The 15,380-nt window shown below is 65.4% G+C and carries 16 protein-coding genes; 2 read left to right on the top strand and 14 right to left on the bottom strand.

What is annotated here, in order from left to right:
• Positions 1–19 precede the first annotated feature (19 nt).
• Both AC2TZ7_RS09520 and AC2TZ7_RS09515 read right to left on the bottom strand, forming a co-directional pair.
• The gene (locus AC2TZ7_RS09520; protein ID WP_078546578.1) at positions 20–793 is read right to left on the bottom strand and encodes a gamma-glutamyl-gamma-aminobutyrate hydrolase family protein; all 774 of its coding nucleotides are present in this window, start codon (positions 791–793) and stop codon (positions 20–22) included.
• Between the two features lie 123 nt (positions 794–916).
• The gene (locus AC2TZ7_RS09515) at positions 917–1,978 is read right to left on the bottom strand and encodes a Hint domain-containing protein (RefSeq protein ID WP_489866721.1); all 1,062 of its coding nucleotides are present in this window, start codon (positions 1,976–1,978) and stop codon (positions 917–919) included.
• A gap of 207 nt (positions 1,979–2,185) precedes the next feature.
• Between AC2TZ7_RS09515 and AC2TZ7_RS09510 the strand changes: the two genes are divergently transcribed.
• Together AC2TZ7_RS09510 and AC2TZ7_RS09505 are read left to right on the top strand one after the other, a co-directional pair.
• Positions 2,186–2,422, top strand: coding sequence for a hypothetical protein (locus AC2TZ7_RS09510; protein ID WP_098410540.1), 237 nt, complete (start codon positions 2,186–2,188; stop codon positions 2,420–2,422).
• A gap of 11 nt (positions 2,423–2,433) precedes the next feature.
• A complete protein-coding gene (locus AC2TZ7_RS09505) occupies positions 2,434–2,778 on the top strand; it encodes a hypothetical protein (protein WP_489866720.1) in 345 nt (114 codons plus the stop codon).
• Between the two features lie 341 nt (positions 2,779–3,119).
• Here AC2TZ7_RS09505 and AC2TZ7_RS09500 read toward each other — a convergent pair whose 3' ends face one another.
• From AC2TZ7_RS09500 to AC2TZ7_RS09445, 12 genes are all read right to left on the bottom strand, one after another.
• A complete protein-coding gene (locus AC2TZ7_RS09500; protein WP_489866719.1) occupies positions 3,120–4,358 on the bottom strand; it encodes an aminopeptidase in 1,239 nt (412 codons plus the stop codon).
• Between the two features lie 80 nt (positions 4,359–4,438).
• Positions 4,439–5,410, bottom strand: coding sequence for a UDP-glucose 4-epimerase GalE (gene galE / locus AC2TZ7_RS09495; RefSeq protein WP_489866718.1), 972 nt, complete (start codon positions 5,408–5,410; stop codon positions 4,439–4,441).
• A complete protein-coding gene (locus AC2TZ7_RS09490) occupies positions 5,411–6,715 on the bottom strand; it encodes a tetratricopeptide repeat protein (protein ID WP_489866717.1) in 1,305 nt (434 codons plus the stop codon).
• A 20-nt stretch (positions 6,716–6,735) separates the two neighbouring features.
• Positions 6,736–7,215, bottom strand: coding sequence for an A24 family peptidase (locus AC2TZ7_RS09485; RefSeq protein ID WP_489866716.1), 480 nt, complete (start codon positions 7,213–7,215; stop codon positions 6,736–6,738).
• Positions 7,212–7,937: a helix-turn-helix transcriptional regulator gene (locus AC2TZ7_RS09480; protein WP_489866715.1), complete on the bottom strand. Its 726-nt coding sequence runs from the start codon at positions 7,935–7,937 to the stop codon at positions 7,212–7,214. The genes AC2TZ7_RS09485 and AC2TZ7_RS09480 overlap by 4 nt, the downstream gene beginning before the upstream one ends.
• Positions 7,938–8,315: 378 nt before the next feature.
• Positions 8,316–9,317 carry a type II secretion system F family protein gene (locus AC2TZ7_RS09475; RefSeq protein WP_489866714.1) on the bottom strand — a complete coding sequence of 334 codons (1,002 nt, stop codon included), beginning with the start codon at positions 9,315–9,317 and terminating at the stop codon, positions 8,316–8,318.
• Between the two features lie 16 nt (positions 9,318–9,333).
• Positions 9,334–10,305, bottom strand: coding sequence for a type II secretion system F family protein (locus AC2TZ7_RS09470; protein WP_489866713.1), 972 nt, complete (start codon positions 10,303–10,305; stop codon positions 9,334–9,336).
• 3 nt (positions 10,306–10,308) lie between these two features.
• Entirely contained in the window at positions 10,309–11,739 is a 1,431-nt protein-coding gene (locus AC2TZ7_RS09465) for a TadA family conjugal transfer-associated ATPase (protein ID WP_489866712.1), read from the bottom strand.
• Between the two features lie 13 nt (positions 11,740–11,752).
• Complete coding sequence (locus AC2TZ7_RS09460) at positions 11,753–12,652, bottom strand: CpaE/TadZ family protein (RefSeq protein ID WP_489866711.1); 900 nt, start codon at positions 12,650–12,652, stop codon at positions 11,753–11,755.
• A gap of 18 nt (positions 12,653–12,670) precedes the next feature.
• Positions 12,671–13,321, bottom strand: coding sequence for a TadE/TadG family type IV pilus assembly protein (locus AC2TZ7_RS09455; RefSeq protein WP_489866710.1), 651 nt, complete (start codon positions 13,319–13,321; stop codon positions 12,671–12,673).
• Complete coding sequence (locus AC2TZ7_RS09450) at positions 13,318–13,827, bottom strand: TadE/TadG family type IV pilus assembly protein (RefSeq protein WP_489866709.1); 510 nt, start codon at positions 13,825–13,827, stop codon at positions 13,318–13,320. The genes AC2TZ7_RS09455 and AC2TZ7_RS09450 overlap by 4 nt, the downstream gene beginning before the upstream one ends.
• A gap of 5 nt (positions 13,828–13,832) precedes the next feature.
• A complete protein-coding gene (locus AC2TZ7_RS09445) occupies positions 13,833–15,368 on the bottom strand; it encodes a pilus assembly protein TadG-related protein (protein WP_489866708.1) in 1,536 nt (511 codons plus the stop codon).
• Between the last annotated feature and the right edge of the window lie 12 nt (positions 15,369–15,380).

The raw sequence follows: 15,380 nt of genomic DNA, 5'->3' as shown, positions 1-15,380 counted from the left end.
TCCGTTTTGTCTTTGCGGCTCAGGCGACGCAGGCGGCGGGCCGTTCGCCGCGCGCCCAAGCACGCACCGCATCGCCGAATGCCTCAAACAGAGGGCGCGAGACCGGATCTTCCGCCGCACGCCATTCGGGATGCCATTGCACCGATAGGGTAAACCCCGGCGCGTCCTTAACATAGATCGCCTCGGGCGTACCATCGGGGGCGCGCCCTTCGATCACAATCCGGGTACCGGCGGTGCAGACGCCCTGCCCGTGCAGCGTGTTGGTCTCGACCTCATCCGCGCCGAAGAGACGCGCAAACCGGCCGCCGGGGGTGAGCGTGACCATGTGGCGGTTGGAGAATCCTTCTTCGAGCGTCCCCTCGGGGGGCATCCGGTGGTTCAGCCGGCCCGGAAGCTCGCGGATCTCGGGATGAAGCGTGCCGCCCATCGCGACATTGACCTCCTGAAAGCCCCGGCAGATGCCAAGGAAGGGCTGCCCGCTTTCGACACAGGCGCGCACCAGCGGCAGGGTAATCGCGTCGCGGGCGCGGTCGAAAGTGCCGTGCTTCTCGGTCGGTTCCTCGCCATATTCATGCGGATGGACGTTCGGCCGCCCGCCGGTCAGCAGGAAGCCGTCGCAAACCTCCATCAACTCCTGAACGGAGACATATTCGGGATCGGCGGGGATCAGCAGCGGGATGCAATCGGAGACCTTGCTCACCGCTTCCGAGTTGAGCTGCCCGCCTTCGTGGACGGGGTAGCGGTCACCTACGAGGCCTCTATTGCCGATGATGCCGACGACGGGTCTGGTCATTGATATCTCCTTTGTCCCGAAGCTAAGGCGACGTCCCGGCAGAGAAAAGGCGCAAAATGCGCACGAAGCCGTGCATCTGACGCACAGCCCAAGCCAGCGGCGATTTCCAGCGGATTTGCCCGTTCAGGCGGCCAGATCGTGGCGCAGGATCGCGGCCTCGGAGGGCTTGAGCGCGCGGCGCGCGAAGGCCCCATAGCTGAGCGGATTTTTCTCGACCTCGGGCACCAGCGCCTCGAGCCCGGCGCGCTGGTCGCGGGCGATCATCTCGAGCCGGGTGGAGGCCGGGTGGAAGCTTTCGGTCTCAAGCCCGTTCGCGGTCAGCACCTGATGGCGTTCGAACATCAGGTGGATGTAGCTGAGGCCGCGCAGCGCGCCCTCGAAGCGGATCTGGCGGCCATTCACCAGATCGCAGGCGCGCACCAGCACCTCGTCCTCGGCAAACAGCGCCTGCGCCGCGCGCCCGCGCACCAGCATCCGGTGCTGCGGCGACACGATCAGATCGCGATCGGGTCGTGCGATGCCAAACGCCCCTGCCGAGATCCGCACCGGGCGCAGATGCGGCATCGCATGGAGCCGCGCGCCCGAGATGTCGCGCCGCCCGATCCAGCAGATCGGCTGCGCCCCGTCATCGCGGGTCAGCACGCGGTCGCCCTCGCGCAGCGCCTCGACCGGGCGGCGGCCCTGGTCGGTCTCGATCAGCGTGCCGGGGGTGAAACAGATGACGCCCGCAGGCCCCTGCCGCGCCGCTTTCGAGCGTAGATCGAGCGCCCGGTCGACCACCCACAGATCGCTGTCCACCGGCGGCATCCGACCGGCGAACACCAGGATGCGCGTGCCGCTTTCGGGCAGCTCGATCAGGGTGACGACATAGGCGTGATAGCCATCGGTCACGGTAAAGCTTTGATTGGGCGTCTCGGACTCGTCGGGATCGTCGAGGGTTCGCGGATGCCCCACGGCCTCGCCCAGCAGGCGACGCACCGCGCGGGCGGCTTTCGTGCGCCGCTCCGCCTCGCCGCGCGCATTGTGCAAGATGAGCCGATCATTGGGCCCGTCCACGCAGATCGCCTGCCCCGTCCATCGCCAACATGCGCCCACGGTCACGACCTCAAGCGGCGGCACCGGTGTGCCGTCGATTTCCGTCTGCGCCCATGAAATGACGAAGGTGCCCTGATAGCCCGCCTTCATTGCCTCGATCCTGCCCGTATTTTTGCGAGAGCTTATGTCTGCCCTCTGCGTGTTAAAAGTTACGGTATCATGATGAATTCGCGATGTGAATCCCCATCTTGACGCATAGGGCAAGCAGTATTCACCGAAACTTGCGCGCGCCTGCGCTTGTCCCGCGTTCACGTAACTGCATCTTCCTTTAGGAAGAGCCGTCAGAGGAGACTCATGATGAAATCTATCGCCCTGATCGCCGCCCTCGCCTGCGCCGCGCTGCCGTCGCTGGCCGCCGCGCAGCAACAGCCGCTCAACGCGCTGGAAATCCAGCGCGTCCACGCTCTGGTCGGGAACGTCGATCTGTCCAACCTGACCGACCGCCAAATCGTGCAGATCAAGGATGCGCTGGTTCAGAATGTCGACCGAACCGCGCGGGAAACCCTGATCCGCATGGCTCTGAAGAAGAAATGAGGAAACTGCCTATGACCACCCGTTTTACCGCTTCGGCTCTTGGTTGCAGCCTTGCAGTGGCGCTTGGCCTTGGGGCCGGGATCGCGCAAGCCGGCGCGGCGTCGCAACCGCCCGGCGGCCTCGGGCCGGAAGCGCCCAAACAGAGCTCGAGCGGCCCCAACCCGGCCTATTTCATGCCCGCCGATCCGCATCTCAGCATGCTCGACCAAGCGCGGGCTGCGAAATTCGCAAAGGGCAAATCACTCGACACTATCGGCTTCACGCAGGTCGCGGCGATCGAGAATGCGCTGATCCATCCCTCGCTGGCGCAGAGCCGTGAGAAGCTGATCACGAAAAGCCTCAATACCGGCCGTTAAGTCAGGCAAGACTTCGGTTTCGCTGGTCAGGCTGGGCACCGCCCGGCCTGAACGCGTTTTCGGGGAGGAGGATCGAAAATCTGCGTCGGCCGGGCGGCCCTTCACACAGCGCAAGGGTGCGCGAGTTGCCCAAGAGGGTCGGCCAAGCCCGACCCGTATATTCAGATTTCGCCCAGTTGCCGCTTTCGTCAAGATGCGCCCGCGCTCCGCGGTGCCTTGCGACGTTGGGCGCATCGAACTGCGCGGGATGAGGCGAAACTCCTCACATCTGCACAAAAAACAAGCGCCCGACGCACCAATCGGCGCGTCGGGCGCTCACCATTGTCAGGTCTTGCGGCCTATCAGGCCCATTCGCCCTTGCGGAAGACCGGGACGCGGGCGCCGTCGGGCTTGATGCCGTCGATATCGGTCTCGGGGCCGCCGATCATCCAGTCGACATGGATCATCGAGCTGTTGCCGCCCTTCGCCGCGACCTCCTCTTCGCTCAGTTCGCCGCCATTGATGAAGCATTTCGAATAGCACTGCCCCATCGCGATATGGCAGGCCGCGTTCTCGTCATAGAGCGTGTTGAAGAACAACAGCCCCGAAGCCGAGATCGGCGAGCCATGCGGCACCAGCGCGACCTCGCCCAGACGGCGTGCGCCCTCATCCGTGTCGATCAGCTTCTGCAGCACCGCCTCGCCGCGGCTGGCTTTCGCCTCGACCACTTTGCCACCCTCGAAGCGCATCTCGATATTCTCGATCAGGCTGCCTTGATGCGACAGCGGCTTGGTCGCGCGAACGACCCCGTCGACGCGCTCGGCATGGGGCGTGGTGAAGACCTCTTCGGTCGGGATATTCGGATTGCAGACGACGCCGTTATTGGCCTCGGAGGCACCACCGCTCCATTCGTGATCGTCGGCGAGGCCCACGGTCAGATCGGTGCCGCCACCGGTGAAATGAAGCGCCGAGAAGCGCTGCTCGTTCAGCCAGTCGCGACGCTTGCGCAGGGCCGCGTTATGCGCCTCCCATGCGGCGACGGGATCGGGTTGATCGGCGCGCGAGGCGGCGAAGATCGCGTCGGCCAGTTTGCCCACGGCCTCGTCTTCCGGAAGATCGGGGAAGACCCGCTTGGCCCAGGCCACGGTCGGGTAGCTTACGATCGACCAGTTGATCTCGAAATTCGAGATTTTCTCCAGCGCCGGTTTATAGGCGATGGAGTTGGCCTTGCCGGCGCGCGAGACTTTCTCAGGGTCCTGTTCGGACAGCAGCATCGGGTCTTCGCCGACGATCGCCATGCGGGCCGCGCCGCTTTCGTAAGCCTTCGCCATGCCCTGATAGAGCCAGTCGGGCGCGCGGTCGAAGCTTTCGTCCTTCGCGTTCTCGAACCGGGCCAGCGTGATCTGACCATCGCTGAGGATCGGGGTGAAAGTGCCTGCGCCCGCGCGATAGGCTTCGGCGGCGATCCGGCGCACCAGCGGCAGCGCCTCGACGGGCGCGGTCAACACCAGATCCTGACCGTCTTGCAGGTTCAGCCCCACCTGCACGGCAACCTCGGCCAGCCGGTCGAGAAGTTGCGGATCGATTGCGTCGCTTGCCATGAGAGCCTCCTGAATTGCGTTGAGCCGCAAGATAGATGGCTGGGCGGCAGGCTCAACCCCGGCAGAGCGCGAACCCGAGGTCAGAGGCCGAACCACGGGGCGGCATGGGACACGATCTCGTCAAGTTCACGGTAACGCGCGCTAAAGCCCAGAGCGTCGCGCGCACGGGAGGGATCCGCCACCAGTTCCGCCGGATCGCCGGGGCGGCGCGGGGCGTCCTCGAAGGGCACCTTGCGCCCCGTCACCCGCTCGACCGAGGCGATCACCTCGCGGATCGACGCGCCCCGCCCGGTGCCGAGGTTCAGTTTCAGGCTGTCGCCGCCGCCCTGCAGATGATCGAGCGCCAGAAGATGCGCGCGGGCCAGATCGTCGACATGGATATAGTCGCGGATGCAAGTGCCGTCGGGCGTCGGATAATCCGTGCCGAAGACCTTCACCGCCGGGCCCTGCCCCGAGGCCGCGCGCAGCACCAGCGGGATCAGATGGGTCTCGGGATCGTGCCGCTCGCCGATCTCGCCGCTGGGATCGGCGCCGCTCGCGTTGAAATAGCGCAGGGCCGCGAAACGCAGATCGGTCGCGGCGGCGGCATCTTCCAGCATCCATTCGCAGATCAGCTTGCTGCGGCCATAGGGGTTGATCGGGTGTTGCGGCGTGTCCTCGGAGATCGGCAGCGTCTCGGGCGTGCCATAGGTGGCGCAGCTCGACGAGAAGACGATCTTGTCGAGCCCCACCGCCTGCATCGCGCTCAGAAGCGCCGTCATCCCGCCCAGATTGACGTCGTAATAGCGGGTGGGCTCGGCCACGCTCTCGCCGACATAGGCCAGCGCCGCGAAATGAATCACGGCGTCGATCCGGTGCTCCTTGAGCGCTGTCTCCACCAGATCCCGGTCGCGCAGATCACCCTCGACCAGAGGCCCCCAGCGCACCGCATCAGCATGGCCGCGCGACAGATCGTCGAGGACCACAGGAGCGTGCCCCGCCTCGGCCAGCGCCTTGCAGCAATGCGACCCGATGAAGCCCGCGCCGCCGGTGACCAGAACCTTCGATGTCACTTACGAGCCCCACCCTTCGCGCAGCATCGCGCCGACGATCTCGGGCGCCAGAACCCCGTCGAGGCAGGCCATATCGCCCGGCATCTTGCCACAGGCACGCTCCATCGCGCGCAGCGTTCCGCGCCCGGCGAACCCGTCGAGCGGGCCGCGATACAGACCCTGCTTGGCGAGGTCTTTTTGGATCAGATAGACCGCCAGCCGCGGATTGGCCTTGAACAGGTCACGCGCCTGCGCGGCGTTCATCTTGGCCCGGGCCGGCGCGATCTCTCCTGCAAGCGGCGCGAAATCGGCATCGTGCCGATGCCTCGCCACACGGATCGTCATCGCATAATTCTCACGTTCTTCGGGCGTGAAGAGATCGCGATGCGCTTCGAGGAAGTCCGACGCCCCTTTGGGATCGCGCCGGACGTTGTAGGAGTTGCCGTCGCGCAGGAGACCGACGAGATAGCGCGCCGCGGTCTTGTTGCCCGCCTCGGCAGCCTCGCGCAGTTGCGCCACCGCCTGTTTGCCATCGCCGCGCATCGAGATGCCCCAGATGCGGCGTGTGGCGTCGAGCACTTCGATCCGTTCGTTTCCGGCCGCGCGGGCGGCCTTGGCATAGCCGTCGAATTTCGCCCGTGAGGTGGAGCCGCCGCCGAGATAGCCATACATCGCGCCCTCGGCCAGTGTCGCATAGGCGCCGTCCACGCCCGCCGCGCCTGCGCGTTCGAGAAACGCCTGCGCTGTCTTCGGATCGCGCTGCGACCACATCAGAGCCTCGCCGTATTTCCACAATCCGGTCGCGTCGCCCGCCTCCGCCGCGGTCTCGAACAGGTCGCGCGCCTTGGCATAATCGCGCGGCAGTCCCGTTCCGTAGAGATAGGCCTCGCCCAAGATCAGCGCCGCTTTCGCATCGCCCTTTGCGATCTGCGTCTCAAGCAGGTCGACCCCGCGCGCAGTGTCGCTTGGCAAAGCCCAGCCGCCGATCAGTTGCTTGCCCAACAGACGGTGCGCATCCCAGCTGCCCGCTTCGACTGCCTGTTCGAGATAGCCAACGGCGCGATCGCGATCCGCAGCGACAGGACCGCCCCAAAGGAGCAGGTTACCTGCGGCCAAAGCCGCTTCGGGATCGCCTTGCGCCGCGGCGTCCTCCAACATCGAGAGCCCGGCCTGTGGATCGGGTTTCACATAGCCAGAGCCCCAGACGAGCGCCTGCGCGCGTTCGGTGACGTCGGGCTTCGTTTCGTCGGCGAGGAGTGGTGCGCTGACCGTGCACAAAGCCAGAGCGACCACTCCGAGCGACTTGGTCCAAACCTTGCGTGACATAGGTCCTCCCTTGGCGGGGCCTACCCGCCGACCAGATAAGGCAAAGCCAGACCCGCAAGCGCGATCGAGACGCCCATCGGGAGCTTTCCCCGTGCGTAACAACTTTTCCAACCCAAGCGGGGCCCAAGCCGCGTCGCTACCGGCGCGCTTTGCAGCCCCATCGTCAGCGCCGAGCCCGCAAAAAGCGCGACGGAAAAGGCGATCAAAAACTCCCCCATCGCCGCAGAGGGTACGAATAGCATCAGGGCCGCGAGAAATTTCACGTCCCCGCCCCCGAAGGCGCGCAGCACGAAAAAGACGTAGCCGACCAGGAAGGTGATCGCGCCTGCAGCAAGGCGCAGGCTCAGCTCGTGCAGGCCCAGAAACGGGGCGCAGAGCGCAAAGAAGCCAAGCGTGATCAGCACGATCTTGTTCGGGATGCGCATCTCGCGCAGATCGCTGAGCGCGACCCAGATCAACACCGGGGCCAGCGCCGCCAGCGGCAGGAGCTGCCCGGTCATGCGACCCGTCCGGCTCTGGCGCCGGCGAGCTCGAAGGGCAGTTCGGAGACAAGCTGGAAGGTCAGTTCCGCCAGATTGCGCGCGCCGGTCTTGGCGTAGAGATTGCTCAGATGGGTGCGCAGGGTGGATTCCTTGATCCCCAGCTCCGCGAGCATCTGATCGGGCGACTGGCCGTGGCGCAGCAGCAGGCAGACGCGATATTCCGAACGGCTCAGACGCGCCGGGTTATCCGCGCTCAGGATCGGCGAGCCGATGAGCGGCGTGGCCTGCTTGGCGGCGGATTTCAGCAAGGTCTCGGTGAACATGCCCCGGGCGCGGTTGTGCCAGGTGCGGCTCAGCGTATCGCCGAGCGTGGTCAGCACCGCTTGCTGATACTGGCGCAGCTTCTCGGTGAAATGCAGCTCCAGCGTATCGACCCAGCGATCGCTGATCTCGAGCGGAATGACGACCATTTCGACGAGGTTCCGGCGAGCCAATGTTGAGGCGACCGCTTGCGGCACATCCTCGTCCTGCATCGAGCGATACCAGGTCGAGCCGCGTTTGGCCTTGTCGAGATAATCGCCAAGCAGATCGGCCGCGAAGCTTTGCTCCAGCGGGATCCGGCAACCGGATCGCGCCCTGTCATGGACCAACGCGCGGGCCGGTGCGCCCGCATCTCGCGGATAGCGCGCCAATATGACGGCCTCGGCCCCGATACTGTCGGTCAGATATCTTAACGCCATGCGCAGCGGGTTCGTCCCGTGCAAACACTCACACCACTGTGCAACGGCCCCAATCATGCCCGCTTCGATAGCGCGCTCTTGCCCGGGCGAAGCCCCGGCTGTCCCATAGTCTCGCATGGTCCCCACCATCCCCAGAAACTATTATATGTGCCCCACTTATGTGCGTGACAGCGCGTGGGCCATCTCTAAGCGTAACCCCTAAATGCGTTAATTCCTAAGCTAGCCATTTGGACTATATCCACAGACCCCTGTGGATGATTCTATTGATACCCACTGCAATCAAAGGTTGCATATTCGGCATTTAAGTCGACATTTCGGCCTAAAATATTGTCCGTAAACAATGCCTTGGGAAAAGAGCGGATTTGGAAACGATTCGATTTACTGCACGTAATTCACGAAATAGCGAATCACCACGGGCCCAACCGCGATCAGAATGAGCGCCGGAAGCATTAACGACGCCAGTACCCCGGACATCTGCACCGGCAGGCGATTGGCCTTTTCCTGCGCGCGCATCTCGCGGATGCCGCGCAGATCGGCGGCATAGGTGGTCAGTGCCTGCGCCATCGAGGCCCCGAAGCGCAGCGACTGGCTCGCGACATTGGCGAAGGCGCGCACGGTCTCGACCCCGGTCCGGTCGGCCATGTCGCGCAGAGCTGCCTCGCGCTCGCGCCCGGCCTGGACCTGACGCTGCACCGAGAGGAACTCGAAGGAAATCTCCGGCGAGGTGTCCGCCAGCTCGTTGCCCACGCGGGTCATCGCCGCATCGAACCCCATGCCGCTTTCAATCGCCACCTGCATCAGATCGAGCGCGTTCGGGAAGCTCTCTTCGATCCGCAGCCGCCGCTCGCGCATCCGGCTGTTGAGCCACATCAGCGGCAGCAGATAGCCGCCTGCGACGAGCCCGGTCAGGATCTGATAGGTCGCCATTCCGCTCAGGCTGCCGAGACGGGCATCCAGCCCCATCGGCAGGCCGATCTCGGGGCTGCGTGCGGCAAACAGAAGCCCCATGAAAATGCCCGGCAGGCCGACGCCCAGCGCGATCCGGACCAGGGTGAAACGGCGCAAGGCGCTGGCCTCGGAAAGCCCGGCCTGCGCGAGTTTGCGTTCCAGCTTGGAGCGGGTCTGGCGGTCGGCGGGCACGAAGGCCTTCAGAATCTGGCCCGGACGTGCCTCCGGCGCCTTGAGATAGCCATGCTCGGCGCGCCCTCCCGTTTTCTGCCCGCCGATGGCCGCGATGCGCTCGGCGGCGCGGTCGCGCTGGAAGGCGGCCTGAAGTCCGACGATCAGCAGCAGGAGACCGAAGCCGATCCCGGCGGCCAGAAGCGTCTCGGGCGCGATGCCCATCCGAAGTGCGAAATCCTCGATCCGTGTCATCAACATGGTCTCTCTCCCCGGCTCAGATCCGGAACTGCACCAGACGGCGCAGCACCACGGCGTTCAGGATGATCAGCGTGATGACGAGGATCGCCATCGAGCGGAACATCGGTTCATCGGCGACCTCGCCGTAGTAATTCGGCGAAATCAGCGAGGTGAAGCCGAACATGATGAACGGCAGCGCGGTCAGGAACCACGCCGAGGCGCGCCCCTCCGCCGAGATCGCGCGGATCTTGCGCCGCATCGAAATCCGGCCCCGCGTCGTCGCCGCCAGCACTTCGAGCACGCGGGCGAGATCGCCGCCCGTGCCGTGCTGGATACCGATGCTCGCCGCGAGATAGTCGGCGTCTTCCAGCCCCACCCGCTCGGCGAATTCCAGCACCGCGTCGGGCAGGTCTTCGCCATAGGTCACCTGATCGAAGATGATGCCGAATTCCGTGCCGATCGGATCGGGCATCTCCTCGGCCACGGCGCCGATCGACATATTCAGCGGGTGGCCGATCTTCAGACCTCGCGCCAGCATATCGAGCGCATCAGGCAACTGGCTCGTCAGCACTTTCATCCGTTGCGTCGCCCGCGAGCGCAGAACCATGAAGGGCAGCACCAGCCCGATCGTCAGCGCCGCAGAGGCCGTCCGCAGCGGACCAAACGGGGCCAGCGCCAGCACGAAGCTCCCGATCGCAAGCGCGGCGCAGATCAGCAGGAATTTGTCCGGCCCGATCCGAAAGCCCGCGCGATGCAGCAGGCGCGGCAGGTCGAAGCGCTTCGGCAGCCGCGCGATCCAGCCCTTGCGCGGGTTGGGTTTGAGCAGGGCAAGCATCTCCTCGGTGTCGCGCCCCTTCGCGATCATCTTCATCCGGCGGCTCTTGGCCTCACCGCTGGTCTCGGTGCGGTTGAGCAGGTGCAGGCCGCCCGTCAGCGCCAGCAGAACGCCAAGCGCGATGCCGCTATAGGCGACATAGGCGGCGAGGTCCTTTTCGATGATCTCCCACATGGCTCAGTTCCCCCGCATCTTGAAATCGGACGGATCGACCGCGACGCCCGCCGCGATCAGGTCTTCGAGGCAGCGCGGGCGCAGGCCGGTGGCGGTGAACTCGCCCTCGATCACGCCATCGGCGGAGGTGCCGGTTTTGCGGAAGGTGAAGATGTCCTGCATCATCACGATATTACCTTCCTGCCCGGTGATCTCGGAGATCGAGAGCACCCGGCGGCGACCGTCGGACATGCGCGCGATCTGCACGACGATGTCGAGGCCGGAGGCGATCTGCGAGCGGATCGCGTTGAGCGGCATGTCGAGACCGATCATCGTCACCATCTGCTCGATCCGCCCCAGAGCGTCGCGCGCGGAATTGGCGTGCACCGTGGTCATCGAGCCGTCATGGCCCGTATTCATCGCCTGCAACATGTCGAAGGCTTCCGAGCCGCGCACCTCGCCGACGATGATCCGGTCGGGGCGCATCCGCAGCGCGTTCTTCACCAGATCGCGCTGGATCACCGCGCCCTGCCCGTTCGGATTGGACGCGCGGGTTTCCAGCCGCACAACATGCTCCTGTTGCAGCTGCAATTCGGCGGCGTCCTCGATCGTCACGATCCGCGTGCGCGGGTCGATGGCGGCCGAGATCGCGTTCAAAAGCGTCGTCTTGCCCGAACCGGTGCCGCCCGAGATCAGGATATTCTTGCGGGCATGCACCAGCCCGTGCAGGAACCGCGACGCAGCTCCCGTCATCATCCCGGTCTCGACAAGCCGCTCCATCGTATAGGGTTGGCGCGCGAATTTGCGGATCGACAGGCTCGGCCCGTCAATCGCACAGGGCCGGATGATCGCGTTCACGCGGCTGCCGTCTTCGAGCCGCGCATCGACCCAAGGGTTGCTCTCGTCGATTCGGCGCCCCACCCGCGAGACGATCTTGTCGATGATCCGCAGCAGGTGGCGCTCGTCGCGGAAGCGTACCGCCGTGCGCTCGAGGACGCCGTGGCGCTCGACGAAGACGCGGTTGCAGCCATTGACGAGAATGTCGTTGATCGACGGGTCGGCCAACAGCGGCTCCAGCGGGCCGAGCCCCAGCACCTCGTTGAGAAGCTCATCGACCAGCGTCTTGAATTCTTCCGCGCGCAGCGGGGTTTTCGCGTCGCGCAGCTCTTCGCTTACCAGCGCCGCCACTTCGCGGCGCAGCTCCTCGGGCACGACCTTGTCGAGCATCGACAGGTTGAGCCGGTCCAGAAGCGCGTCATGCAGGCGGCTTTTGAGTTCCAGCGCGCGACGCTGCGCGTCTTCGTCGACCTCTGCCACGGGCGGTTTGGGCGCAACCTGTTGTGCGGCCATCTCGCGCGCGTCTTTCGGCGGGCTGCCCGCATAGGGCTTGCCGAGCGGGATCACCTTTTCGGTCTCGGTCGGTTTCGACCCGCGATCCGTGAAATTGCGAAACATCTCGTGCTCCCCCTCAATTCATCCGGGCTGCGCTCTGTGCGAGCCGCCCCTTCGCCAAACCGGCAATCGCTTTCGACAGCGCAGAGCGCCGCCCGATCCGCGCAAGAGGCACGCCGCGATCGGCAGCCTCCTTGGCGGCACGCGGGTCGTCGGGCAACCAGTGGCTCAGATCGCGATCGAGCGCCTTCGCCGCCTCCTGCTGCACCCGCGAGCGCATCAGCGGACGGCTTTGATGGTTCACGACCACCTCGATCTCCAGCGCGAGGTTCTCCTCGTGATAGGCGTCGATCAGCCGGCGGGCCTGCTGCAGCGAAGGCACCGCGAGATCGGTCACCAGATACATCAGGGACGCGCGTGCCAGCACCGGTGAGACCCAGTCGATCAGCGCATGTGGCAGATCGACGACGACGTAATCGCAGCGCGCCTGCATCAGCGTGATAAGTTCGGTGACCTGATCGGCCCCGAGCGCCCCGAGCGGCGCGAAAGCGGCGGGGGCACAGAGCACTTCCAGCCCGTCTTTCGAATGCTGGATCGACTGATCGAGGAAAGTCTCGTCCGGCACCGCCCCGCTGCGCGCCATGTCGTAGAGCGCCGGGCTCGGATCGAGATCGAGGAAGCCCGCGACCATGCCGAATTGCAGATCGAGATCGATCAGCCCGACGCGGCGCGGCGCCTGGCCTTTCTTCACCCCTTGGGCGGCCAGTTGATGGGCGAGATTCACCGCCAGCATCGTGGCCCCGATCCCGCCGCGGCTGCGCGCCACCGCGATCACCTGGCCCTCCTCGTCGGGCGCTCGCGCATGCGTCAGACGCTCGGCCTCGGCGGAGAAGGTCAGCCGGCGCTTGGCGGGCGCGGCAAGGTCGCGCGCGCTCGACTCGGGCACCAGGAATATCGGTTTGGTTCTACGGGTCATTTCATGTCTCCCCTTGCTTTAGCTACCCGCGCCCTGCGCGAGGTCCTCGCCCGGCATCGACGTGCTCATGCTCGGGAAGGCGATATCTGCATCAAGATCTTCATCGGCAGTGCCGGTCACGAGCCCCACCAGCGCGCCCAGCGGCGTCGCGAATTGGAAGCTCACATTCTGCAATTCGACGGTGACCATCGGCACATAGGGCCCGCCGAGGAATCCAAGCTCGGAATCGTAGGAATAGCTGAAGGACAGGTTCGCAGCGGTCGAGCCCGTGGGCAGCGCCGGGGCGACGATCGGCCAGATCTCGGCCACGGTCGCATTCGTCGTCGCGCCCGAGCAGCTCACCGTGGCGGGCGCCGCGCAGACCCAGCTCTTGGCGCTGCAATTCGTGCCGAATTGCGGCTCGGTCTCGTCTTTCGGCGTCACGCCGCGCTCATTCATCTCCGGCACGCCGGCACATGCCGCCGGGCGCACCGCTGCCAGCCGCGCCGCGACCTGCAACCCGCGCTGCATGTTCACGTAGTGAAAGGCCAGACGCCCGAAATCCAGAAGCCCGAAGAACACCAGAAGGTAGAGGCCGAAGACCAGCGTGAACTCGACAAGGGTCGCGCCCTCCTCGTCGCGCAGGAAGCGGCGCAGTGCGCGCGCTTGATATGCGAGAGGCCCGGTCATGAGCCGAAGACCCGGTTCTGGTCGGCGATCGTCGTGGTGACGGTGCCGAGCGTCGTGGGTGTGATCAGGGTGAAGAGACCGGCGAAGGGGAAGGTGATCGTGACATTCGCCGCCACTTCGACGATCGGCGCATCGCCGAAACGATAGCTGCCTTCGATACAATCTAGGCTCGGCTCGACCGTCGTGACGGTGATCCCGCCCCCCAGAACGCTGCCGCCGGTGATCGCATTGCCGACGATCCCGGCGAGCGTCGCCGCCTGATCATCGACGCTGCCGCCGGTTTCGCAGATGCTGCGCGGGGTGATCCGGGCGAGGTAACGGCTTGCATCGCGCACCCCGCCGATCACCGTCTGATAGGCGAGAAACATCCGCCCGCTCTCGATGATCGCCGCGAAGAGGATGAGCATCAGCGGAAGCACCAGTGCGAATTCCACCAGCTGCGCGCCCTCGTCGTTGCGCCAGATGCGGCGCGGGGCGCGGAGGCGATATGCGCGAAACCACCCCATCGCGCTCACCGGTAAAGCTGGACGACGTCGCGGACCATGCCGCCCGTGCCCAGCTTCTCTTTGTCGCCATTGCTGGCGGACCCGATCACTTCGCCCCAGATATCCATCGTCGGCGGGGTCGATCCGTCCTCGCCCACCGGTTCGGTCAGGAAGACTTTGACGAATTCCTTGACCGGCACATTGGTGGCCGCGCCCTTGATCTCGGTGCCGGTCTCGGCACTGCAATCGATGCCCGCGACGATCAGCACGCGGCGGTCGGCATTGGGGGCGGCCGCGGGCGCGCAGCTCGGCAGGCCCGTCTCGGCGCGCCCCGAGAGGATGTCGCCGCCAGCCGCCGCCGCGATCTCGGCAAGATAGAGGTCATAGCGGGTGTCGGCATCCGCGAAAGGATCCGTCGCACCCTCTGCCGTGATGTCGATGCCGTAATTCGTCTGCATGTAGGTGATGCGGCCCTGCGACCAGTCGCCATCGCCGAAGCGCGTGCAGGGCTCGGCCGCGCCCGGCATGAAGCAATCGTCACGCGGCAGACCCACCGTGTCGGGCGAGAGTTCTTCATTTTCCTTGATGCAGGCGTTCTTGCCGTTGCCGGTGGTCTTGGTGGCATCGCCGTCCTTGGCGCTCGGATCGGCGGCGACGATCCCCTTGATGACATTGGGCGCGGGCGCGTAGTTGGGATCGTTGCTCAGCCCGTTCATGATCGACTGATACATGTCGAAACGCACGTTGAAGATCGCCGCGTTGCGCCCTTCCTTCTGGCCCGGCTCGAGATCGACGCCGCGCTGGTTGAAGCATTGGGTGATCTTGCTGACCGCGCCGAGCAGGCAGGCGTCGAGCTGCGCGCCGGATTTCTTCGCGCAAGGCCCCTCGTCGTCGATTTTCGCGCCATTCGGATCAAGGAACCCGAAATCGCCCGGTCCCCAAGCGGCATCGCCACCCCCGCCCGAGCGCAGCAGGATCATCTGTCCGATATCCTTTTCCGCATCGAAACCGGGCGGCACGCAGAACATCAAGGGCGTGACATCGCAGGCCAGGATTTCGAGCCCCGCCACCGCCTGCGCCGTGGCCGAGCCGTCGAACGCGTCATAACCGCCCATCGTCGTGAAAGCGGCTGCGAAAACGCCCTGAACTTCACGCTCATCGACATCGACGCGCACAAAGGCGGCCTTCGCCGGATCGGTGGTGACCGCGTTTGTCGCGTCATTGTCGTTTGCCGGGAGCGCGCTGAGATAGGTCAGGGTCACATCGTTTGCAGCCCCAAGGGTGCGCGCGCCGCTCGCGAAGCTCTGGCTGTCGACGATGAGCTGCGCAGCCGCATCGGCGCGGGTGATCGCGTCGGAATTGCCGTCAAGTTCGCCCGCCGCCGCCAGCGCCACCGAATCCGCGAAGGATTGCAGCTCCGAGCGGGTGCTACCAAGCCGGCCCAGATCGAAGGAGAGCGCGACCAGACCGAGCACCACCACGAGGCTTGCCCCGAAGAAGACGAGGATCGTCCCGTCTTCCTCTCGGGCGAAACGCCGGATGCTGTTCTGGATGCGCCCCATCGACCCCGAGCC

This window comes from Thioclava sp. ISO4, assembly GCF_058105145.1.
The sequence above is the reverse complement of the archived record's forward strand: the minus strand, read 5'-3'. Positions and strand labels throughout refer to the sequence as shown.